This is a genomic window from Steroidobacteraceae bacterium (genome assembly GCA_041395505.1).
Lineage (GTDB): Bacteria > Pseudomonadota > Gammaproteobacteria > Steroidobacterales > Steroidobacteraceae > JAWLAG01.
On record JAWLAG010000002.1, the window covers coordinates 441,879 to 464,235 of the forward strand.

18 protein-coding genes are annotated in these 22,357 nt (G+C 64.1%); 7 read left to right on the forward strand and 11 right to left on the reverse strand.

Annotation, left to right across the window (positions count from 1 at the left end; translation table 11 throughout):
* Positions 1 to 99 precede the first annotated feature (99 nt).
* Positions 100 to 1,437: a hypothetical protein gene (locus tag R3E77_14740; protein ID MEZ5500667.1), complete on the forward strand. Its 1,338-nt coding sequence runs from the start codon at positions 100 to 102 to the stop codon at positions 1,435 to 1,437.
* Here the strand turns inward: R3E77_14740 and R3E77_14745 are convergent.
* Genes R3E77_14745 through putP form a run of 4 tightly spaced genes read right to left on the reverse strand, consistent with a single transcriptional unit; the run spans position 1,434 to position 5,089 of the window.
* Positions 1,434 to 2,372: a phosphatidate cytidylyltransferase gene (locus tag R3E77_14745; GenBank protein ID MEZ5500668.1), complete on the reverse strand. Its 939-nt coding sequence runs from the start codon at positions 2,370 to 2,372 to the stop codon at positions 1,434 to 1,436. The genes R3E77_14740 and R3E77_14745 overlap by 4 nt on opposite strands.
* Complete coding sequence (locus R3E77_14750; GenBank protein ID MEZ5500669.1) at positions 2,369 to 3,010, reverse strand: lysophospholipid acyltransferase family protein; 642 nt, start codon at positions 3,008 to 3,010, stop codon at positions 2,369 to 2,371. Before R3E77_14750 ends, R3E77_14745 begins: the two co-directional genes overlap by 4 nt.
* Complete coding sequence (locus tag R3E77_14755; GenBank protein MEZ5500670.1) at positions 3,007 to 3,651, reverse strand: CDP-alcohol phosphatidyltransferase family protein; 645 nt, start codon at positions 3,649 to 3,651, stop codon at positions 3,007 to 3,009. Before R3E77_14755 ends, R3E77_14750 begins: the two co-directional genes overlap by 4 nt.
* The gene (putP, locus tag R3E77_14760) at positions 3,644 to 5,089 is read right to left on the reverse strand and encodes a sodium/proline symporter PutP (GenBank protein ID MEZ5500671.1); all 1,446 of its coding nucleotides are present in this window, start codon (positions 5,087 to 5,089) and stop codon (positions 3,644 to 3,646) included. The genes R3E77_14755 and putP overlap by 8 nt, the downstream gene beginning before the upstream one ends.
* A 32-nt stretch (positions 5,090 to 5,121) precedes the next feature.
* On the opposite strand from putP, the gene R3E77_14765 reads away from it, so the two are divergent.
* The 4 genes from R3E77_14765 (at position 5,122) to R3E77_14780 (ending at position 10,585) form a co-directional block, all read left to right on the forward strand.
* Positions 5,122 to 5,916: a TauD/TfdA family dioxygenase gene (locus R3E77_14765; protein MEZ5500672.1), complete on the forward strand. Its 795-nt coding sequence runs from the start codon at positions 5,122 to 5,124 to the stop codon at positions 5,914 to 5,916.
* 78 nt (positions 5,917 to 5,994) lie between these two features.
* Positions 5,995 to 8,163, forward strand: coding sequence for a malate synthase G (locus R3E77_14770; protein MEZ5500673.1), 2,169 nt, complete (start codon positions 5,995 to 5,997; stop codon positions 8,161 to 8,163).
* Positions 8,164 to 8,165: 2 nt separating this feature from the next.
* The gene (locus R3E77_14775; GenBank protein MEZ5500674.1) at positions 8,166 to 9,671 is read left to right on the forward strand and encodes an FAD-dependent oxidoreductase; all 1,506 of its coding nucleotides are present in this window, start codon (positions 8,166 to 8,168) and stop codon (positions 9,669 to 9,671) included.
* Positions 9,668 to 10,585: an alpha/beta hydrolase gene (locus tag R3E77_14780; GenBank protein MEZ5500675.1), complete on the forward strand. Its 918-nt coding sequence runs from the start codon at positions 9,668 to 9,670 to the stop codon at positions 10,583 to 10,585. The genes R3E77_14775 and R3E77_14780 overlap by 4 nt, the downstream gene beginning before the upstream one ends.
* Here the strand turns inward: R3E77_14780 and R3E77_14785 are convergent.
* The gene (locus R3E77_14785; protein ID MEZ5500676.1) at positions 10,551 to 11,543 is read right to left on the reverse strand and encodes a ketopantoate reductase family protein; all 993 of its coding nucleotides are present in this window, start codon (positions 11,541 to 11,543) and stop codon (positions 10,551 to 10,553) included. The two genes, R3E77_14780 and R3E77_14785, sit on opposite strands and share 35 nt — an antisense overlap.
* Before the next feature lie 221 nt (positions 11,544 to 11,764).
* On the opposite strand from R3E77_14785, the gene R3E77_14790 reads away from it, so the two are divergent.
* A complete protein-coding gene (locus R3E77_14790) occupies positions 11,765 to 13,429 on the forward strand; it encodes a diguanylate cyclase (protein MEZ5500677.1) in 1,665 nt (554 codons plus the stop codon).
* Positions 13,430 to 13,515: 86 nt separating this feature from the next.
* On the opposite strand, the gene R3E77_14795 is transcribed toward R3E77_14790, so the two are convergent.
* Positions 13,516 to 14,295, reverse strand: coding sequence for a PEP-CTERM sorting domain-containing protein (locus tag R3E77_14795; GenBank protein MEZ5500678.1), 780 nt, complete (start codon positions 14,293 to 14,295; stop codon positions 13,516 to 13,518).
* A gap of 332 nt (positions 14,296 to 14,627) precedes the next feature.
* On the opposite strand from R3E77_14795, the gene R3E77_14800 reads away from it, so the two are divergent.
* Positions 14,628 to 16,463: a DUF885 domain-containing protein gene (locus R3E77_14800; protein MEZ5500679.1), complete on the forward strand. Its 1,836-nt coding sequence runs from the start codon at positions 14,628 to 14,630 to the stop codon at positions 16,461 to 16,463.
* Here R3E77_14800 and R3E77_14805 read toward each other — a convergent pair.
* The 5 genes from R3E77_14805 to R3E77_14825 are packed head-to-tail and all read right to left on the reverse strand — an operon-like array spanning position 16,445 to position 22,355.
* Complete coding sequence (locus R3E77_14805) at positions 16,445 to 16,675, reverse strand: formate dehydrogenase subunit delta (protein MEZ5500680.1); 231 nt, start codon at positions 16,673 to 16,675, stop codon at positions 16,445 to 16,447. The genes R3E77_14800 and R3E77_14805 overlap by 19 nt on opposite strands.
* Positions 16,668 to 17,450 carry a formate dehydrogenase accessory sulfurtransferase FdhD gene (fdhD, locus tag R3E77_14810; protein ID MEZ5500681.1) on the reverse strand — a complete coding sequence of 261 codons (783 nt, stop codon included), beginning with the start codon at positions 17,448 to 17,450 and terminating at the stop codon, positions 16,668 to 16,670. Before fdhD ends, R3E77_14805 begins: the two co-directional genes overlap by 8 nt.
* A 34-nt stretch (positions 17,451 to 17,484) precedes the next feature.
* Positions 17,485 to 20,337, reverse strand: coding sequence for a formate dehydrogenase subunit alpha (gene fdhF / locus R3E77_14815; protein ID MEZ5500682.1), 2,853 nt, complete (start codon positions 20,335 to 20,337; stop codon positions 17,485 to 17,487).
* Positions 20,338 to 21,882 carry an NADH-ubiquinone oxidoreductase-F iron-sulfur binding region domain-containing protein gene (locus R3E77_14820; GenBank protein ID MEZ5500683.1) on the reverse strand — a complete coding sequence of 515 codons (1,545 nt, stop codon included), beginning with the start codon at positions 21,880 to 21,882 and terminating at the stop codon, positions 20,338 to 20,340.
* Positions 21,879 to 22,355: a formate dehydrogenase subunit gamma gene (locus R3E77_14825; GenBank protein MEZ5500684.1), complete on the reverse strand. Its 477-nt coding sequence runs from the start codon at positions 22,353 to 22,355 to the stop codon at positions 21,879 to 21,881. Before R3E77_14825 ends, R3E77_14820 begins: the two co-directional genes overlap by 4 nt.
* Positions 22,356 to 22,357 lie beyond the last annotated feature (2 nt).

The window sequence follows — 22,357 nt, forward strand, 5'->3', positions numbered from 1 at the left end:
GACGCCTCTCCCTCTGGCAATCATTGAAATGAGACCTGATTCTACCTGTTTGCGGCGTCGCTTGGGCGGCGTCACCAGAGCGGCTACACTGGCCGCGCCATGCAGGACCTTGCGGTTCATCCACTCGATCGCAATTTGAGCCAACGCAACCTGCTCGCCTGGTTCGCGCCGGCGTCGCGGCTTGCGTTGCAGCACTGGCCAATCGTGCTCGCCGCCACCGCGCTGGCTTTCCTGGCACAGTGGCTGGCGTCGCTGATGATGCCCGACAACGTCCTCACCCGCAGCGTCTGGAGCCTCATCCTGCCCTGGGCGCTCGAGTATGCGGCGCTCACGATCGTCGCGGTGCTGGCCTACGCCATGCTGGCTGGGCGCGAAGGAGCGTTACATGGCTGTGGACGGGTCAACGAACGACCCGCCATGGTGGGTCGCAGCCTCGAGATCTGCATGTTCTGGACGATTTTCGCTGCCGTGTTCACGTCGCTCCTTATTCTGCTCGTGAAACTGGTCGTCGCCATGATTCCTGCCATCGGTGCCAAGGGTGTCGGCGTATTGATACTCGTCGCCGTATACGGCTTGATTGCCCTGCCCATCCTTACGTTCCTGCTGGCACCCCTGTGGGTCTTCTTTGCCGTTGCGGCACTGCTGTCCCATGCCCGGGTTGCACGCGCAAGCGAATCGGGCGTCGATGCCGTGCTGCGTTCGCTCGCGCGGGTATGGGGCCAGAAATGGCGCATTCTCCTGCCCTCCTATCTGATCGCGGCGATCATGGCGGTAGTGCTTTTCGCACTCATGAAGCTGCGCCTGATCAGCATCGTGGGCCCCGGCACGGCCTGGGGACTCCTGTTCAGCAGCGCCTTCGTCGGCTTCGGCGTCGCGCTCACATTCGTCATTGAACGCTGTTACGCACCCGAGCTCGGCATGGACGAGGACTACGACGCAGCTGCCGATCCGCGGCCTTCGACACCGATGCGCGCGTCTGCGCCAGCGCCCACCCCTGCGCCTGCGCCAGCGCCAGCGCCAGCGGCCGATGCGGCCGCGTCACCCACGAGCACTGTCGAAGCCGCTGCACAGGTTGCGGAAGTCATGCTGTCAGATCGCAAGGCACCGGTGGCCGCAGCCGTCGAACAGGGCCTCGCACTCGATCCGCGTTTTTTCCTCGAACGTGAAGACCAGACCGTCGCGCTTGCCAAGCGACTGGCGCAGGAGCGGCGACCGGAACTTGCGCTGCGCATCCTGCAACCGTTCGTCAAGGAGAAGCGATCGCACCCCATGCACTTGAGTGCTGCGCTCCTGGTCGTCGATCTGCTCGCGCGTGCGCTCAAGCAACCCGAGCCGGCGCGGAAGCTCCTGGCACAGCTGCGCGAACTCTATCCCGGGGACAACATGGTCGCGAGCATTGGACGGCAGTTGGGCCTCGACCGCCCGCAAGGAAATTAGGCGAAAAAGAAGCGCGTCACGTGAAAGAACAACGGCGCTGCGAAGCACAGTGAGTCGATGCGATCGAGCACGCCGCCATGACCTTCGATGGCGGTACCGAAGTCCTTCACTCCACGATCCCGCTTGACCGCCGACATCACCAACCCGCCCGAGATACCGGCTATCACGATCAGCAGCGCAAAGGCCGCTGCCTGCCAGGGCGAAAACGGTGTCGCCCACCATAGCGCTGCCCCCAGTGCAACCGCCGATAACCCACCGCCCGCATAACCTTCCAGCGTCTTGCCGGGGCTCAATTTCGCCACAATGTGCCGCTTGCCGAAGAGCTTGCCGAACACATACTGCAATACGTCCGACATCTCGGTCACCAGAACCAGGAACAGCAGCAGCTTGGCGTTCTGACCGGCGTAGCCCTCGATGTCGAGCATCAGCAGCGCAGGTGCGTGGCTCACGCAAAAGACGGTGATCATCAGCATCCACTGCAACATCGAAGTGCGTGCAAGGAAGTCCTGGGTATCACCGGACAGCGCCTGGCGCAGCGGCAGGAGCAGATAGGCGTAGACAGGGATCAGCAGTGCGAACAAGCCATACCAGTTGATACCAACCAATAGGTACTGCAATGGCAGGAATACGAAGAATGCCAGGAACATGGCCCGATGGTCCGCGCGCCGTGCCGGCAACAGGGCCGCGAATTCGCGCATCGCCATGAACGACACCAGGGCGAACATCACGAGCGAACCATAGGGCGCGGTGGCGATCGCAACGGTGAATACCACCACCATCGCCCACCAGGCACGAATCCTGGCATTGAGATTGGATACCGTGGCGCTGTCTGGCTGACGCCGCTGCATCAGCCAGCCGATCAGCGACGCCGCGGCCAGTACGGCGACGATGCCCGCCACGAGCCAGAGGAGTTCGAGATCGACCGATGGCTTCATGACCGTCGCGGCTCGAGTGCCTGCAGCGCCTCGCGGCAGCGTGCCAGGAAGCCGTCCTTGTCCTCATCTGCGGCGAGCCGCAATTCCTCACCGAAAATCACGCGGCCCTGGACGGGCACCGGCAAGGCCTCGCCCTTCGGCAGTATGCGCGCGAGGTTGCCGAGCCACACCGGCACCAGCGGCACGTCTGGCCTGTTCTTCGCCAGGTGAAACAGGCCAGATCGGAAGGGCAGCAGATCCGCGCCGTCGCCGCGCGTGCCTTCCGGAAAGATGATGATGTTCTCGTTGGCATCCAGCACGTCGGTCATGGCACGCATACCGGCCTCGCGTTGCTGATTCTGAAACTGCGGATTCGCCGGTGGTTTGCGATCGATCAGGAGCGCGCGAAACACACGCGTTGCGAGGTAGCGGCGCAAGGCGCCGCGCTCCCAGTAATCGCGTGCCGCAACGGCCCGGGTTCGCGCGCGCAATTGGGGCGGAAGCGTGCTCCAGATCACGAGCGTGTCCAGGTGTGAACCATGGTTGGCGAAAAAAATGCGCGCGCCGACCGCCGCTGGATCGCAATGCCAGACGGGCGCGGCACCGGTCAGTAATCGACAAAGCAGTCGCAATGCGCCGCCCACGCCGGCGGCGATCATCCGCGGCCTCGCAGCTCACCGGCGATGGCGCGCAGGCGCAGTATCGATGTCAGGAGCGATCCTGTCAGGATGATGACGAGCGCTGCGAGCAGCAACCACTTCGCCGAGGCACGGTCTGGCCCGAGCGCGCCCAGGAGCGTCGCTCCGGTGAGCACCGCCATGCGCTGCGACTTCGACTGCGGGCCGAAGAAATGCTGCTTCGTACCGAGCGATCCGCCGAGTACCCGCACATAGGCAGTGAGCAGTGCGGCCATAGCGGCCGCGGCGCCGAGTGCCGGCCCGTGGGCGTCTTCGCCGAGCGCCAGGCCTGCGCCGACCAGCAGCGCTACATCGGCCATGCGATCAGGGACATCGTTGTAGAGCGCACCCAGCGCCGTAGCCCGGCCATGCAGGACGGCGACCATGCCGTCGAGCATGTTGCACAGCAGTCGCAACTGGATGCATAGCGCTCCAAGAAACAGGGACCAACGCCAGTGGCCGGCCGCGTCGGCGAAGCTCGCGAGCTGCCAACCGCCTGCGAGCGCGATGACGAGGCCAAGCGTCGAGATCATGTTGGCAGTAAGGCCCGTCGCTGCCACGCGCCGCGCCAATGCCGCCGCCCAGGCGGTATTGCGAGTCGCGATGGGTCGGCGTTCAGCCATGCGGGCGTTGCGGGCCGTCGAGGCGGCTCACCAGCACGATGGCGAGCATCGACAGCAGGAATCCTGGCACGAGTTCGTAGAGGGCAAACAGCTCGCCATGGCCCTGCTTCCAGAGAATGACAGTCAGCCCGCCCACCACGATGCCCGCCAATGCACCGCGGCGGGTCATGCCTTGCCAGTACAAGGACAACAGGATGGCCGGTCCGAATGCGGCGCCGAAACCCGCCCAGGCCCAGCCGACCAGTTCCAGCACGCGGCTTGTCGGGTCGAGCCCGATCAGATAGGCAATGATGGCGATACCGAGTACTGCACCGCGACCGACCCACAGGAGCTCGCGCGGCTGCGCGGCCTGGCGCAACAGGCCCTTGTAGATGTCTTCGGCGAATGCGGACGACGCGACCAGCAGCTGGGCCGATGCCGTGCTCATGATCGCCGCCATGACACCGGCGAGACAGACGCCGGCAATGGCCGGATGAAAAAGCGTCGTCGCCATGACGATGAATACTTTTTCGCTGTCGGCACCGGCGAGCGGCGGATCGAGCAATAATCGGCCCGCGAGGCCGACCAGTACCGCCGCGACCAGCACGATGATCACCCAGATCATGGCGATCCGACGCGCCGGCGTAAGGTGCGCGGCACTGCGTGCCGCCATGAAACGAGCGAGAATATGCGGTTGGCCGGCATAGCCCAGACCCCAGCCGGCAAGTGACAGGATGCCAATGAGGCCGAGACGCTCGCCATCATTGGCAATGAACGGGTTCAGCAACACCGGGTCGAGCACGTTGAGCCGGGCGAGGAGCATGTCAGGTCCACCCGTCAGCGACACGCCGAGCGCCGCCACCACGATCAATGCGAAGAACATCAGCGTGCCCTGCAACACGTCGGACCAGCTGACCGCGAGGAATCCGCCGAAAAAGGTGTAGCTGAGCATCACGACCGTACCCCAGAACATCGCCTGTGCATGCGGCAGGGCGAACAGGGTGGCGAACAGCTTGCCCGCGGCCACGAATCCGGAGCTCGTGTAGAAAACGAAGAACACCAGGATGAACAAGGCCGCGATCGAGCGCAGCAGCCGCCGGTCGCCAAAGCGGCGCGCAAAATAATCCGGCAGCGTCAGGGCATCGTCGAGTTTCTCGGTCGCCGTGCGCAGTCGCGCCGCGACGAAACGCCAGTTGAGCCAGGTGCCGATCACCAGGCCGCCGAGCAACCACACCGAGTCGAAACCCGAGGCATAGGCGAGTCCGGGCAGTCCCATCAACAGCCAGCCACTCATGTCGGTCGCCTGGGCACTGAACGCCGTCACCCAGCTGTTGAGACTGCGGCCCCCGAGGATGAAGTCGCCGAGATTCTGCGTACGCCGGTAGGCAATGAAGCCGAGCACCAGACAAAAGCCCATATAAAGGACCATCATGGCGATGGTCGAGCTGTTCGCCGCCACAGAGCCTCCCCGAAAACCGCATAATATCCCAGGTGACGCATATTGCCCGTCCAATCACGCCTGCGATCGGTGCCGAGGTGTCCGGACTCGATCTGGCGGCACCGCTCGATGAGTCGATCGCCGCATTCCTGCGCGAATCACTGGCGCGCTTTGGCGTGCTCAGCCTGCGTGGCCAGTCATTGTCACCCGGGCGCCAAGTCGAGATCGCTGCATTGTTCGGCCGTCCGGTCGCAGATCCGCATCCGAAATTCGGTCATGTCGACGGATATCCGCAGGTATCGATCGTGATCAACGACGAGAAGAATCCGCCGGAGATCAATGTCTGGCACGCCGATCTGACATTTCGGGCGCAGCCTGGACTCGCCTGCGTCCTGCATTGCATCGAACTGCCAGCAACCGGCGGCGATACGCTGTGGTCGAGCATGGCGGCGGCCTACGATGCGCTATCCCCGGCGATCAAGCGGTTGATCGAACCGTTGCAGGCTGTGCATCGACTCCCGGTCGACGGCTATCCGCTCGAGGCGGTCATGGCCATGCCGGACCGCGAGAGTATTCATCCGGTGGTGCGTCGCCATCCCGTCTCAGGCTGTGCCTGCTTGTATGTCAACAGCGTCTACACGCGCGAGATCGTCGGCCTCAGCCGCAATGAGAGCCGCCACCTGCTGGCCATGCTGTTCGAGCACGTCGCCTGTCCGGACTTCCAGATGCGATACCGGTGGCAGCAAGGCTCATTGGTGATCTGGGACAATCTATTGACTCAGCACTATGCAGCCGCCGACTACTACCCGCAGCGCCGGGTGATGCATCGCGTCGCAGTCGCCCCCTGACCCGCTCCGCCTGCGCAGCGCGACCAAGTCCGCTAGACTTCAGGCTCGTCAGCACAGGCCGCAGGGGATTCGCGCCGCATGACCGATTATGTCGAGTACGAGGGACTGCGCGTCGCGCGTGAGCTCGCGCAATTCGTCGATGATGAAGTCCTGCCGGGCACGGGAATCGACGCCGGATCATTCTGGTCGGGTGCCGGCGCGATCATTGCGACCATGACACCTCGCAATGCGACCCTGCTCGCACGGCGTGATGAGCTTCAGGCCGCCATCGATCGCTGGTTCGAGGGCCGTGCCGATGCCGGTTTCGATGTCGCGGCGCACGAGGCGATGTTGCGCGAGATCGGCTACCTGGTTCCGGAAGGCGAGGATTTCACGATTACGACCACCGGGGTCGATGCCGAAATCGCCTCCTTGTGTGGACCGCAGCTCGTCGTGCCGCTGTCGAATGCACGCTACACCCTGAACGCCGCGAATGCGCGCTGGGGCAGTCTCTACGATGCGCTCTACGGCAATGACGTCATCGACGAAACGCAGGGCGCGACGCGCGCCGGCGGGTATAACCCTCTGCGCGGTGCGCGGGTCATTGCCTACGCACGTGATTTTCTCGATCGCTGCGCACCGCTGGCGGCAGGATCCCATCACACGGCGCAGGGCTATGCCGTGCAGGATGGCCGGCTGCAGGTGACGCTCGCCGACGGCGGGAAAACGACATTGCGTATCGCGACCCAGTTCGCAGGTTACCGCGGTGAGGCCCGCGCGCCAGAGGCCATATTGCTTCTCAACAACGGCTTGCACATCGAATTGCGCATCGACCGCAGTCACCCGATCGGCGCAAGCGATGCTGCCGGCATCGCCGACGTGGTGCTCGAGTCGGCATTGACGACGATTGTCGATTGCGAGGACTCCGTCGCCGCGGTAGACAGCACCGACAAAGTGCAAATCTATCGCAACTGGCTGCAATTGTTGCGCGGAGATCTGAGCGCGGAATTCGACAAGGGAGGCAAGCCGCTCACGCGTCGCCTGGCCGCCGATCGCGACTACCTTGATCCGGATGGCCGGCTAAAGCGTCTTCCCGGCCGCAGCCTGCTTTTCATCCGCAATGTCGGCCACCTGATGTACAGCGGGATGATCCTGCAGACCAACGGTGGCGAAGTACCGGAAGGCATCATCGACGCGCTGATCACTTCGTTGATCGCCTTGCACGATCTCAAGGGCCAGGGCCCCTATCGCAATTCGCGCGCCGGCTCGGTCTACATCGTCAAGCCCAAGATGCACGGACCCGAGGAAGTGGCATTCACCAACGATCTGTTCGCCCAGGTCGAGAAACTGCTGCGATTGCAACCCAACACCATCAAGGTCGGCATCATGGACGAGGAACGACGTACGACCGTCAACCTCAAGGAGTGTATCCGTGCCGCCAGCGCGAGGGTTGTATTCGTCAATACCGGCTTCCTCGATCGCACGGGCGATGAGATCCACACCGCGATGCAGGCGGGACCGATGCTGCGCAAGGGCGAGATGAAATCGGCGACTTGGTTGACGGCTTATGAGAACAACAACGTCGACGTCGCGTTGCGCTGCGGTTTTCATCGGCGTGCGCAGATTGGCAAGGGCATGTGGGCCATGCCGGATCGCATGGCCGACATGATGGCCAGCAAGATCGCCCATCCACGCGCCGGCGCGAACTGCGCCTGGGTGCCCTCACCCACGGCGGCGACCCTGCACGCCATGCACTATCACGAAGTGGATGTGCTCGCTGTGCAGCAGCAACTTGCCAGGCGTGCGCCAGCGAAACTTCGCGACATCCTGACCGTGCCGGTCGCGACGGCACGCGACTGGTCGCAAGCAGAGATTCGTGCCGAGCTCGACAACAACGCGCAAGGCATACTCGGCTATGTCGTTCGCTGGGTCGATCAGGGTATCGGCTGTTCGAAGGTTCCCGACATTCACGATATCGGGCTGATGGAGGATCGAGCGACTTTGAGAATATCGAGTCAACACATCGCCAACTGGCTGCGACATGGTGTGTGCAGCGCAGAGGAGGTCCGCGAGACGCTTCGGCGCATGGCGGCCGTGGTCGACCGCCAGAACCGGGGCGACCCGGCCTATCGGCCGATGGCGCCCGGCTTCGACGGCTTCGCGTTTCGCGCCGCGTCGGACCTCGTGTTCCAAGGAGCCGCTCAGCCAAACGGCTATACTGAGCCGCTGCTGCACGCCTACCGCAAGACAGCCAAGCGCAGGCACTGACGATGCGTCGCCGCAGTTTCCTGCACTATCTGGCCGGTGGCGCACTGGCCGCTTTCGCAACGCGCTTGCGCGCAAAGATCGCCCCGGGCACCCGTTACGACGTCATCATCGTCGGCGCCGGAACGGCCGGATTGCCGGCGGCCATTGTGGCGGCCGAGCGCGGCGCGCGGGTCCTGCTGCTGGAGGCCGCGCCCGCCGTTGGTGGCACGCTGTTCCTGTCGACGGGACAGATGAGCGCGGCAGGCACGCGGCTGCAACGCAGCAAAGGCATCGAGGATAGTCCCCAGCAGCACTACGACGATGTCATGCGCATCAGCCGCAACACGGCCGATCCGGTGCTGGTACGTCTTGCGGTCAACGAGGCTGCGGCCACTTTCGACTGGCTGATGGACCTCGGCCTGAAACCCCTGCCCGAGCATCCCATCCTCGGAGCGGCCCATGAACCCTACAGCGTTGCGCGTTACGCATGGGGTGCCAACGGCGGGCGCGACATTCTGGGCGTCCTGACGGCGCCGCTTGCCGCGCAGGTCGCCGCGGGACGCATCGACCTTGCCCTCGACACATCGGTAACGGCGCTGCTGACCGATCGCGACGGTGCGGTGAGCGGGGTGCGAGTCAAATCCGCCGACCGCGAGACCATCCATCGCGGCCGCAGCACCGTACTCACCTGCGGTGGCTATGCCGCCAATGCGCAGCTGTTCGAGGCGCTCTCGGGGTATCGGCACTACGGTGACATGGCCTATGGCTACTCGAAGGGCGCGGGAATCGAGCTCGCGCTCGCGGTAGGTGGTTACGTGCGTGGTCGCGAGAACTATCTGTGCAACTTCGGTTCGATTCTGGTCAACGACCTGTATCCTGCGAAGATTCTTGGCCGGTTCAACACCGTGCCCCAGGACCGGCCACCCTGGGAAATCTATGTCAACGTCGATGGCAAACGCTTCATCTGCGAGGATGAACCCAGTGTCGACCGGCGCGAACACGCACTGCTCGCCCAGCCCGACCTGCGCTGCTGGATCATCTTCGACGAAGCGATACTTGCCGGTGCACCCCCAGGGGTGCGCAACTGGTCACGCGACGATATCCGTGAAGCCTTCGCGACACAGATGATGTTCACCCGCGCCGACAGCATTGCGAAGCTCGCCGACGCCTGCGGCATCGACCGCGACGGGCTCCTGGCCACCGTAGCAGGTTACAACGAGGGCGTGCGCAGGGGCCGCGACGCGCTCGGCCGCAAACATCTGCCGCGGCCGATCGTGCAGCCTCCTTTCTATGCCATTCGCCACCAGGGCCACTCGGTCACCTCCACGGTTGGCGTCGCTGTCGATGGGCAGCTGCGCGTGATACGCCCCGGTGGCGCGCCGATCCGCAATCTGTATGCCGCCGGCGAACTGCTCGGCGCCGGACAGACCATGGGCAACGCCTTCGTAGGCGGGATGATGGTCACGCCGGCGCTGAGTTTCGGCCGCTACCTGGGGCGCCAATTACCGCTCGCTGCGATGAACGCATGAGGCGCCTCTGCGTCGGCGCGTGCTGGTTTGCGCTCGCGATGCTGCCGATGGGCATGGCAACGGACGCCGGGCAACCGCGAGACCTGCCGATCACGCCGGCCGGACCCCTCGATGCTGCGCTCGCCGCGCGCCGCGGCTATGTCGACAGCACGCTTGGTCAATTGCACTACCAGCGCATGGGCGGCGAAGCGCGTGTACTGCTGATCCATCAGGTGCCTTGGTTTCATATCTATTTTACTCGCGCGCAGGAGGCGCTGGCCCGCCTCGGAGTCGGTTCGATCGCGATCGACCTGCCTGGGTATGGATTTTCCGACAGGCCGGCATCGCCGCCCGGCATCAATGACTATGCGCGCGCTTTGCATGGCGGGCTCGACGGACTTGGCATCGAGCGCATCGCCATCGTCGGCCACCACACCGGCGCGACCGTAGCCACGGAAATGACGCGCATCGCGCCAGCGCGCACTGCGTGCCTCGTGTTGCACGGGGTACCTTTGTACAGCGACGAGGAGCGCGACAAGCGCTTGGCGGTGCCGCATTGGGAGCAGACGCCTGACCCGCAGGGCGAGTACCTGGCAAACCGGTACCGTTACCTGCGTGAACGGGTTGTGGGCAGTCCGCAGGCGCTGCATTGGTCCGTGCTGGCCATGTATCTCGCGGGTCCGATGGAATGGTATGGACACCACGCCGTATTCAAGTACGACATGGCGGGCAGCCTTGCGACACTCGCCGGCCCGGTCGTGGTCCTGTCGAATTCCGATGACCTGCTCGATTTCACGTTCGAGCGCGTGAAAGCGCTGCGGCCGGATTTCAGGTTTCAGCGGCTGGTCGGGCAGTCATCCAACATGGCCTTCGATGAACCCGACGCCTGGGCGCGAGCGATCATCGCGGCACTGGCGTACTGCTCGCGCGCCTGAGGTCCCTGCCCGGATCGCAGGCCCGCAGCAATTGCAGGCAACTGCGCAGGGTCGGCATGTCGATGCCAAGCCGCTGGCCGCGCTCGAGTGCATCGCCCAGCGTTTCTTCGATCTCGAGCGGCGTGCCGCGCTCGATATCCTGCAGGCAGGACATGCGGTGCCCCGGCACGCTCGAGCGCATCCGGCGGCCCACATCCTGCACGCGTTCGATCGCCGGCGCGATGTCCCCGTCCTGCAGGCAGGCCGAGGGGAGCGGCGAGAGGTCGATGATTTCGACGCCCTCAGCTCGCGCCAGCGCGCCCGCTTCGCGTGCCAGGCGAACGAGTACCTCCGCGCAACCGGCATCGCACAGGAGCTGTGCGGTTGGCAGGCGCGTGAGCACGGCAACCGGCACCAACGCCAGCCAGCCAACGAACTTGGACCACTCGCGGGTTCGTATGTCGGTTACCGCCGCCGTACGGACGCCGGCCTGGTCGATCGCCGCGGCAATGGATGTGAGGCGCGGGCTCGACTGGCCAGACAGTTCACCGAGGTGCAGGCAGACATTGCGCGTGAACAACACCTCGCCGGATCCCGTCAACTCGCCGCTGAAATCCGCCATCGCGCCCAGGACGCGACCCTGTCCAAGCACACCGGCGAGCAGATCGTCCTTCAAGATGCCGTTTTGCACCGAAAAGGCGCAATCGACGCCGATACCGGCAAACGGCTGCAGACTGGCCTCTGTGTCGATCGCCTTGGTCGCGAGTATGAGCACGTCGCAGGCGGAAGGTTGCGACGGCAATTCGACCACATGGCAGGGTAGGTCGATTGTGATGAGGCCGCGCACCGACAGTCCAAGCGAGCGCAGTTGATCCGCCCGCCGTCCCCGCGCCACCACCGCCACCTGGTGACCCGATCGAATGAGCGCCGCGGCAAGTATGCTGCCAAGTGCTCCTGCACCCACGATGCAAAATCTCATGCGTTGCATTCTATCGAACCCGTGGAGTAGCGCTGACACAGGAGACGTGTCACTTGCAAGCCGCGGCCGGCAACGCTATCGTTATCAGCGGTAGAGCGGTATGGACTAACCCGTGCGCTGACACACGTGGATCCGCTCCCACAAGGGCCCGACCGAAAGTCGGGCCTTTTTTGTTCACGGCAGTGACACTGCCGCAGGGACTGTCTACGATGATTGCCAGCATGACCGCGCCGCGAAAACTCCTGCTTGCGTTACTCCTTTTTCTCGCGTGCATGGTTCCGGCGTTCGCCGAAGAGGGCCTGCAGCTGACCGCACTTGCAGGCGAGGCGGCGCCTGCCGAGGTCGCCAGTGGCCGCCTGGATCAGCGCTTCCGCCCGTTCGACTTCGCGGCGTTGCGCTCGACCCGTGCAGCATTCTGGGTGCGTATCGAAATCGGCGACCGTCATCTCAATCACGATGCGTTGATCATTCGCAAAGGCCGGCATTTGCAGCTGCGATTGTTCGCCGCCGCGGCATCGGCCGACTCTGCCATCGCGCCGGCATTTTCCGCCGGCGGATTTCGCGCCATGCACGAATCAGTATTCGCACTCGACCGGACCCTTGTCGGCGGCCAAACCTTCTACGCCGAGATAACACCCGAGGGCAGCGGCTCCGAGTCCCTCGGCTTCGAGCTCGCGCCGCTTGCGCACAAGCTCGCCGAGGCCAACAACAACAGCCGGGTCATTGCGCTCAGTTTCGGCGCGCTGATGGCGATGGCCACCGCGTCGTTGCTCATCTGGGCCATCCTGAAGAGCTCGATATTCCTTTTATATGCGGTCCTGTTCAGCCTGCAGGCGCTTTATATCGCCTATCTGTCGGGACAGGGTTTTGACTGGCCACTGCTGCGCATCGCAACGCCCCTGAACGCGAATGCATGGAACATACCGGCCGCATTGAGCGGCGCAGCCGCGGCACTGTTCGTGCGTGAAATCGCCGATCTCAAGCGCTACTGGCCGCGGGTACACCGCATCTTTGGCGTCCTGGCCCTGGTCTTCCTGGTGCTTGCCGTCGCGAATGTCGGACAGCTGATCGGCCTTGGCACCAAGGTCGCGGCAGTTGGCAATATCATCTTTCTCGGCACCGCGATCTTCACGCTCATCGTGTGTTTCCTCGCCTGGCGCCGTGGCAGCCGGGGCGCCGGTTGGTTTCTGCTGGCCTGGGGCCTGCTCGAAGTCTTCACGATCGCGACCGCCGCGCGGCTGCTCGTCGACCGTCAATTCGATGGCAGCAACCTGCCCTACCTGGGACTGCCCCTGGCGATGGTCGCTGCTGCCATCCTGGTCGCGCTCGGCGTGGCCGACCGTCTGCGCGAGCAGCGGCTGGCGCTGACCGACGCCGAGCGACGCGCGCAGACCGATCCATTGACCGGCATGCTCAACCGGCGCTCGCTCATGGAACGTCTCGACGCCGCCTGCCTTCGCGCACAGGCCCGCGGCCTGCCCATTGCGCTGCTGTTCATCGACCTCGACCACTTCAAGCAGATCAATGACCGATACGGCCACGCGGCGGGCGATGCCTGCCTGCGCGCAATTACCGCGCCGATCCAGTCCGAACTGCGCCAGTCGGATGTCATCGGTCGCTATGGCGGCGAGGAGTTCATCGTGGTGCTGAGCAGCGCCGATGTCGCCGCAGCACAATTGATCGCGGAGCGCATTCGTGCGCGTGTCGCGCAGATGCGGGTCGGAGGCTTTGGCGAACCCATCGAGCTCACCTGCAGCATTGGTATCGCGAGCAGCGACATGCTGGGTATCTGGGGCGAGCAGCTCGTGGCGCGAGCCGACGCGGCGGTGTATGCCGCCAAGCATGGTGGCCGCAACCAGGTCCAGTTGGCCACCGCCGCTGCCTGATGGCGGCGCTGCAGTACGCGACCCCGATCTTGCGCCGGGTTATCGCGCCCGCATTTCTTGTTGGCGACTTCCTTCGCTGATTCGGCTCAGGCGACTGCGCGTCTGCGGCGATGGCGCACGGCGGCAATGCCAACCAGGCCGATCCCGAGCAACGCAAGGGTTCCGGGCTCAGGCACAGTCGGATTCGCGGTGAGCAGATCCTGCCGATCGGTCAGCTGCGGATTGTTGACGAGCACCATCAGACCCTCGGCCATGGGGCCGCTGCCATCGATTTCCGTGAGCCAGCTCTGCGCCAGATCGAACACGGCGCCGGAGCTCGTGAGCCGAAACGCGCCGCTGCCGAGGTTTCGGTCACTCACGCCGTAGGCGAGCTCCCAGAGCGCCACCTGAAAGGCGGCTGCGCCGATATCGTTGGTCACGTCGTTCCTGTGACGGCCCCAGAGTTCGGCGATCCAGGCATCGTTCTGGTAAGGCGAAGCCGAAAGGCCGGTCACTTCATAGGGATTCGAAAACGGCATCAGATAGACGTCAGGCTGCAGGCAGAAGCTGACGAATTGTTCCCACTCGCCACCGCTCTGGCGGTAATCGAGCACGAATGCCCCGGCGGCGGCATTGACGCCGCGCTCGCCATCGAGGAGGAAGGAAATATTGCTATAAAGCCCATTGGTGTCGCCATTGACCGGGCTCGGCGTGAAGGCATTGCCATTCTGGTTGCCAACCTCGACCTGCTCGCCGACCATGAGCGGTCCGGCGTTTGCGACACCGCCCAGCATGGCTGCGACCAGGCAGGCGCCGGCAAGCGTCTTGCCTATCCGTGACGGGCCATTGCCGATTGGGCGATCTGTCTGTGTGTAGTTACGTCTCACGATCCAGCTCACTCCGTCCACGCAGTGATCCTGCGAGTCCCCCTGCCAAAGCAGGATCCGGGCCAACTCGAATTTAATTTTTTGTTTTCAATTAGTTAGGTTCTGCACGCCGGCTCCGGGACCCAACCGGGCTGCCCAGGGCACCGGCATTGTCATGCGCGGCGACGATTGCGGGCCGCGGCCAGCGACTTCGGCCGACAGCACGACCCTGACCTGACTTAACGTTGTGCACGACGTCACAAAACGGATTGCGGTTGTGATGCGCGTCTCAGCCTTGTAGCCTTCGCGGCCATTGAGCGTTGTAAACAACGCCGACAGAACGGAGCCAATAAGTGATATCGAGAACGATTCTGGTGGTGCTTTGCGCCACGCTCTGCGCCTGTGCCGGTGCACCCGCGGCGAAGCCCACTGCACCCGAAACATCCGCTACCACCCGGCCAGCCGACGCACCGGCCGAGCTGCGCGCACTCTTTGCGTCGAGCGATGAAGACAGCCTCCGGCGAAATCCGCTGTCGGCGCTGTTTCGTGGCGACCTGCGGTACGCCGACCAGCTCGGCGACATCTTCACCGATGCGCACAATGACGCCGAGCGCGAAGCCGCAATGCGCGAACTTGCCCGATTGCATGCCATCGATCGCGCGCAACTCGATGCCACCGACCGCATCGCCTACGATGTCTTCGAGTATGAGCAGGAGCAATCCCTGATCGACTTGAGACCGGACATGCTCGAGTTGACGGAGGTGCGCCCACTCAATCATTTCTACGGTATCCATGTTTTCTATCCGGTTATCTCATCCGGCAAGGGAGCGGCGCCCTTCAAGACCGCCACCGATTACGACAATGCGCTCCTGCGACATGCGCAGTACGCCGACCTGATCGATCGGGCCATCGGGCGTTTCCGCGAGGGCATGGCGAGCGGCATCGTCGAGACACGCCTGACCATCAACAATGTCATCGCCCAACTCGACACGCAGTTGGCGGCGCCGGTCGATGAGTCGACCTATTTCGGGCCTGTCGGTGATTTTCCCGCCGAATTCACGGACGCGGACCGCGAGCGCTACACGCAGCGTTATCGCGACGCCATCCGGCTGCAGATCTATCCGGCATTGACGCGATTGCGCGATTTCCTGCGTGACGAATACCTGCCGAAGACGCGCGAGGTCGTTGGCCTCGCGGCCATGCCCCGTGGCACCGAGCTCTATGCCCGCCTGATCGAGGCGCGCACGACCTTGCCACTGACGGCGGCGGAAGTGCACGAACTGGGTTTGACGGAAGTTGCGCGTATACGCGAGCAGATGATGAAGGTGCGCGAGGCCGTCGGATTCGAGGGAACGCTGCCACAGTTCTTCGAATTCATTCGCAATGACCCGCAATTCAAACCCTCATCGCGTGAAAGCCTGACCGAAGCGTATTACGCGCTCGGTCGGCGCGTCGATCAGCAGATCGGAAGGTTTTTCACGGATCTTCCCAAAGCGGCCCTGGAGATCCGCCCCTACGAGCCGTTCCGTGAGAAATTCCAGGCCGGAGGATCGTACCAGCGTGGTACCCCGGACGGGTCGCGGCCCGGCATCTTCTATTTCAACGCCTACGACCTGCCCTCGCGAACCTCGCCGGGCATGACTTCGCTTTATCTGCACGAAGGCGCTCCCGGTCATCATTTCCAGATCAGCCTGGCGCAGGAGAATACGGCGTTGCCGAATTTCATGCGCTTTGGCGGCAACACCGCCTATGTGGAAGGCTGGGCCCTCTACGTGGAAACACTGGGCTATGAGATGGGTTTGTACGACGATCCCTACCAGCGTTTCGGCCATCTCGATTCTGAAATGCTGCGCGCCATGCGCCTCGTCGTCGATACCGGTTTGCACACCAAGGGCTGGACGCGCGAGCAAGCCATCCGTTACATGCTCGACAACTCATCCATGGGTGAGACCGATGCGACAGCCGAGGTCGAACGCTACATTGCTATTCCCGGCCAGGCACTGGCGTACAAGATCGGCGCGCTCACGATTCAACGATTGCGCCGCAAGGCCGAGAAGGAACTCGGCTCAAAGTTCGACCTGCGCGAATTTCACCGCCAGGTTCTCAACACCGGCGCCCTGCCGCTGCCTATCCTCGAGCGCAAGATAGATACCTGGATCGCGGCGATGCGTCAGCCGCAGGCGTCGTGAGTCTCGGCAAGGCGCGCAACCGCAGCGGCCGCTGCGTCGCTCAGCTTGATTTCGCCACTGCGCCAGGCTGCAATGAGTTCGCTGCGCATGCGTGGTTCCCAGAACCGCCGCAGGTGGCTGCCGATATCGGCGCTTATCTGGTCGGACACCGACGCGGAACGAAAGAAGCTCGCGATGTCCTCGACCATGGCCGCCAGGTGCCGCTTATCCACCGATGCGCTCCGCATGTGTGTAGACGACGTGTTGACCAGGCCGTGCGAACGCGACCAGGGTCATCCCGCAATTCTCGGCGCTCTGCACGGCGAGGGATGTTGGAGCCGACATTGCAATGAGGATTTCGATCCGGCATTGCGCAGCCTTCAGCACCATTTCATAGCTCGCGCGACTGGTCACCAGTAACAGTCCCGTTGCACAATCCGCGGCCTCTTTGCGCATTACCGCGCCCAACACCTTGTCGAGCGCATTGTGCCTGCCAATATCCTCTCGCACCTGCCGCAAACGGCCATCATGGATCCACGCGGCGGCATGCATGCCGCCTGTGACTGCGTTGACGGGCTGCCATGCGGCCAGATCAGCGAGCCACTGCTGCACCTGCGCCGCCGACACTCGCAGCGTCGACCCGGCACGCGGTACCTTGCGCAACGCATCGTCCAGGCTCTCGACTCCGCAGATGCCGCAACTCGAAAAACCAGCCATGGCGCGGCGGCGCCGCAGCAGCGCGGCAAACTGGCGCGCGTTGATCGTCAGGCGCAACCTGGCCGAGAGCGCCTGCGTTTCGATCTCGATGCTGCGGATGTCGGCTGGATGCTCGACCAACCCTTCGGTCATGCAGAATCCGACCGCGAAGTCCTCGAGATCCACCGGTGTCACCATCATCACGGCGTAGGCAACACCGTTGAATTCCAGCGCGACAGGCAACTCGCTTGCGATCATGTCGCGCCCGGACCGCGTGCCGTCGCGCCCCCAGCGCTGGACCGCAACGCTCACGGGCTGTGCGGTCACCTCGCCGGTTGGGCGCCGTTCAGGCGTGTTCACTTTGGCCGCGTGCCTTCAGGTCATGGCCGCGCGCGCCCGTCGCGCGTGCGCGCCATTGCTCCGGCTGCTCGACGCGCACCACCTGAACGGCAGTCACCTTGTACTCGGGACAATTGGTCGCCCAATCGGAGTTCTCGGTGGTCACGATGTTGGCACCCGACTCCGGGAAATGGAAAGTCGTGTACACCACTCCACGCAACACCCGCTCGGTTACTTCGGCGCGCAACACGGTCGCGCCAACGCGGCTTGATACACCGACCCAGTCGCCGCTCGCGATGCCGCGATCATTGGCATCGTCCGGGTGGATCTCGAGCCGGTCTTCGTCATGCCAACGCAGGTTCGCCGTGCGCCGCGTCTGTGCGCCGACATTGTATTGACTGAGGACCCGCCCGGTCGTGAGCAGCAACGGATAGCGGCTCGAGCTGCGCTCGGCCGTGGGTACGAATGCCGTTACATAGAACCGCCCTTTGCCGCGCACGAACTGCTCGACGTGCATCGTCCGTGTTCCCTCCGGCGCCGCATCGTTGCAGGGCCACTGGAGGCTCCCGAGACGGTCGATCTTCTCGTAATCGACACCGGCGAAGGTCGGGGTGAGCCGCGCAATTTCAGCCATGATCTGCGACGGATGATCGTAATGCATCGGAAGCCCGAGCGCGTTGGCAAATCGCATTGTGATCTGCCAGTCCTGCAGTCCGGCGCGCGGCTCGAGTACGCGTCGCACCGGCGAAATGCGCCGCTCGGCGTTGGTAAAGGTTCCGTCCTTTTCGAGAAACGACGAGCCCGGGAAGAACACATGGGCGAACTTCGCGGTTTCGTTCATGAACAGGTCATGCACGACGAGACACTCGAGCGCGCTGAGTGCTGCCGTGACATGCGCGGTATTCGGATCCGATTGCGCGAGATCCTCGCCCTGCACGTACAGGGCGCGAAAACTCCCGTCGAGCGCCGCATCGAACATGTTCGGAATGCGCAGGCCCGGCTCGCTCGCGAGCTGCACCTGCCAGTCACGCTCGAACGCCCCGCGCACCGCATCGTCGCCGACGTGTCGATAGCCGCTGAATTCATGCGGGAACGAACCCATGTCGCAGGAGCCCTGCACGTTGTTCTGGCCGCGCAGCGGGTTGACGCCGGCGCCTTCGCGACCAAGATTGCCGGTCAACATGGCAAGATTGGCTATGCCCATCACCATCGTGCTGCCCTGGCTGTGCTCGGTGACACCGAGTCCGTAGTAGATGGCGGCGCGGCCCCCGCGCGCATAGAGCCTGGCCGCGCCCCGCACCAGGCCGGCCGGAACCGACGTATGGACTTCGACCGCCTCGGGCGAATTCTCGGAGCGCCGGATGAACTCGCACCAGCGCTCGAAGGAATCCGGCTCACATCTGTCGGCCACGAATTCCCGCGAGAACAATCCTTCGGTCACGATGACATGGGCCAGGGCGTTGATCAGTGCAACGTTGCTGCCGGGGCGAAGTTGCAGGTGATAGTCCGCCGCGATATGGGCGGACCTGACAAGTCCGATCGCCCGCGGATCGGCCACGATCAATCGTGCGCCCTGGCGCAGGCGACGTATCAGCTGCGAGGCGAATACCGGGTGACCATCGGTCGGGTTCGCACCGATGATCATGATCACATCGGCCACCTGCACCGAATCAAAAGCCTGGGTCCCGGCCGATTCGCCGAGCGTGTGCTTCAGGCCATAGCCGGTGGGCGAATGGCAGACGCGCGCGCAGGTGTCGACGTTGTTGTTGCCAAGCGCGGCGCGAACCAGTTTCTGAACAAGAAAAGTCTCTTCGTTGGTGCAGCGCGATGAGGTGATGCCACCGACCGCGCCAGCGCCGTAACGATTCTGGATCCGGCGGAACTCCTGCGCCGCGTGCGCGAATGCCTGATCCCAGCTCACTTCCTGCCAGCGGTCGGTGCGGCTTGCGCGGATCATGGGATGCAATATCCGCTCCGGATGCGAGACATAACCGTAGGCAAAACGGCCCTTGACACAGGCGTGGCCATGGTTCGCCGCACCATCACGATTCGGCACGATACGTGCTACCTCCGGGCCCGCGTCACCCTCGCGCACTTCCGCCTGCAACGAGCACCCCACGCCACAATAGCCGCAGGTGGTCGTAACGGCGCGAGTCGGCGCGCTGCCGGAACCGAGAGACTTCTCGTGCAGCGCGCCCGTCGGACAGGATTCGACACAGGCACCGCAGGAAACGCACTCGGAGCCGAGAAATGTTTCGGCCTGGCTGGCGGTAACACGGGAATTCATACCGCGGCCGGCAATCGTCAACGCAAACGTACCCTGGATCTCGTCACAGGCCCGCACGCAACGCGAGCAGGTGATGCAAAGATCTGGCGTGAAATCGAAATACGGATTGCTGGTGTCGATCGCCTGCGCCGACGCCGGCACCTTGGGCGCCCAGCGGGATGTCGTGATTCCGTGCTCGCGCGCCACGTCCTGCAGCTCGCAATGGCCATTCGCCCGGCAGCGATCGCAGTCGAGCGGGTGCTCTGACACGTATAGCTCGACGATGCCGCGGCGCAATCGATGCAGGGCCGTGCTCCGGGTGCGCACCCGCATGCCGGACTCTGCAGCCGTCGTACACGCGGCGGCGAGCGATTTGCGTCCTTCGATTTCGACCATGCACAGGCGGCAGGAGCCGAATGCCTTGAGCGTATCGGTCGCGCAGAGTTTCGGCACAGCGAGGTCCGCGAGTGCGGCCGCGCGCATGATGGACGTGCCGGCGGGAACTGCGACCTTGCGATCGTCGATCCACAACTCGATCGTCGCTTGCCCAAGGGCGGCCGGTGTACCCAGATCCCGATGGTCGATGGCGTGCATTCAGTGTCCCTCGGTCTGGTTTGGACCCAGCGCGGCGGGGAATCGTTTGATGATGCTTTGCACCGGGATCGGCGCCATCCCGCCGAGGCCGCACAGGGAGCCTTGCAACATGATCTGGCAGAGCTCCTCGAGTTCGGCAAGGCCATCAGGGCCTGCCGTGCCGGCACGCAGGGCATCCAGCAAGGCGACGGCGCGCGTCGAGCCGACGCGGCAGGGCGTGCATTTGCCGCAGGACTCGTCGGCGCAGAACTGCATCGCATGACGTGCCATGAGACCGAGATTGGCACGATCGTCGAAAGCCACGACACCGCCGTGACCGAGCATGGCGCCGCGCGCTGCCAGCGATTCGTAGTCGAGCGTCACGTCGAACTCCTCCCTGCCAAGATAGGCGCCGAGTGGCCCGCCCACCTGCGCAGCGCGCAACGGCCTGCCGGTTGCGCTGCCGCCGCCGAGACTGAACAGCGCGTCCTCGAGCGTCAGGCCGAAAGGCAGCTCGAGCAGGCCGCCACGAGCGACATTGCCGCCGAGCTGCAACGCGAGCGTGCCACGCGACTCACCGCGGCCGAGGCCTCGGTAGCTCGCGGCGCCATCGGCCAGGATGGCGGGCACGGTCGCCAGTGTCAGCACATTGTTGACGACGGTGGGCTGGCCATGGAGCCCTCTCACGGCGGGCATGGGCGGCCGCACCCTCACCTCGCCTCGGCGCCCCTCGAGGCTCTCCAGCATCGAAGTCTCCTCACCGCAGATATAGGCGCCAGCACCAACGCGTAGCTCGATGTCGAAAGCATGCCGGCTGCCCAGGATATTGCCGCCGATGAGTTGATTGCGCCGTGCTTCGAGGAGCGCACGCTGCATGACCCGGGCTGCTCGAGGATATTCGGCGCGCAGATAGATGTAGCCTCGCTGCGCGCCGGTTGCGAGACCGGCGATCACCATGCCTTCGATGAGTGCGAACGGATCGCCTTCGATCATCATGCGATCGGCAAAGGTTCCCGAATCGCCCTCATCGGCGTTGCAGGCGATGAATTTTTCGGTCGTGTCCTGGGCGAGTACCGTCTCCCATTTCCTGCCGGTTGGAAAAGCCGCGCCGCCCCGGCCGCGAAGACCGGACTCGGTGATCAGCGTGACGATCTCCGTCGCCTTCATGGCGAGCGCTTGTTGCAGGCCAATGAGGCCGCGAGCGGCGCGGTACTGCGCGAAGTCGGTGGGCTCGATGATGCCGCAGCGCACGAAAGTCACGCGTTGCTGGCGCTTCATCCAGTCGAGTTCGTCGATCAAGCCGACGCAGCGCGCATGCGACGTCTCGAAGCGACTCGCAATCAGACCGGGCAGATCCGCCTCTGCGAGCGGCCCGAAACCGAGGCGACCGGCGCCGATTTCAATTTCGAGCAGCGGCTCGAGCCAGATCATGCCGCGGCTGCCGGTGCGCCGCAGATCGAGTTTGAGTCCGTGCTCATCGGCCAGTTGCTGCAGGCGTAATGCAAGGCGGTCCGCTCCAAGCGACACCGCGGCGGCATCCGAGGCGAGATAGGCCTTTACGCTCACGGGCCGGCGAGTCCCGCGAGCAACTCCCGCAAGCGCGAGGCGTCGACCCGTCCATACAGCTCGTCGTCGATCAGTACGGCGGGTGAGCAGGCGCAATTGCCCAGGCAGTACACATGCTCGAGTGTGATACGGCCATCGGCCGTGGTACCGCCGAAAGGTACGCCGAGCTCGGCTTGCGCTGAGCTCGCAAGCGCGGCGCCTTGCATCGACTGACAGGCCTCGGCCACACAGATTCGGACGGTATGTCTCCCCGCGGGCGAACTGCGGAGGTAATCGTAGAAGCTGATGACACCATGCACGTCGGCACGCGACAGGTTGAGCGCCGTGGCAATCGTTGGCACCGCAGCCGGCGGAATGCACCCAAGCTCGGCCTGTACGGCGCGCAGGATTTCCAGCAGCGCACCGCGATGACCATCGAATCGACGGACGCACTCGGTGATACAGGCAACCTGCTTGTCGGTCAGTTCAGCCATCT

What these genes read in the sequence shown, in the direction of transcription:
- R3E77_14740 (MEZ5500667.1), top strand. Translation starts at nt 100, where the DNA reads ATGCAGGACCTTGCGGTTCATCCACTCGATCGCAATTTGAGCCAACGC.
- R3E77_14745 (MEZ5500668.1), bottom strand. Translation starts at nt 2,372, where the DNA reads ATGAAGCCATCGGTCGATCTCGAACTCCTCTGGCTCGTGGCGGGCATC.
- R3E77_14750 (MEZ5500669.1), bottom strand. Translation starts at nt 3,010, where the DNA reads ATGATCGCCGCCGGCGTGGGCGGCGCATTGCGACTGCTTTGTCGATTA.
- R3E77_14755 (MEZ5500670.1), bottom strand. Translation starts at nt 3,651, where the DNA reads ATGGCTGAACGCCGACCCATCGCGACTCGCAATACCGCCTGGGCGGCG.
- R3E77_14770 (MEZ5500673.1), top strand. Translation starts at nt 5,995, where the DNA reads ATGACCGATTATGTCGAGTACGAGGGACTGCGCGTCGCGCGTGAGCTC.
- R3E77_14775 (MEZ5500674.1), top strand. Translation starts at nt 8,166, where the DNA reads ATGCGTCGCCGCAGTTTCCTGCACTATCTGGCCGGTGGCGCACTGGCC.
- R3E77_14780 (MEZ5500675.1), top strand. Translation starts at nt 9,668, where the DNA reads ATGAGGCGCCTCTGCGTCGGCGCGTGCTGGTTTGCGCTCGCGATGCTG.
- R3E77_14785 (MEZ5500676.1), bottom strand. Translation starts at nt 11,543, where the DNA reads ATGAGATTTTGCATCGTGGGTGCAGGAGCACTTGGCAGCATACTTGCC.
- R3E77_14790 (MEZ5500677.1), top strand. Translation starts at nt 11,765, where the DNA reads ATGACCGCGCCGCGAAAACTCCTGCTTGCGTTACTCCTTTTTCTCGCG.
- fdhF (MEZ5500682.1), bottom strand. Translation starts at nt 20,337, where the DNA reads ATGCACGCCATCGACCATCGGGATCTGGGTACACCGGCCGCCCTTGGG.
- R3E77_14825 (MEZ5500684.1), bottom strand. Translation starts at nt 22,355, where the DNA reads ATGGCTGAACTGACCGACAAGCAGGTTGCCTGTATCACCGAGTGCGTC.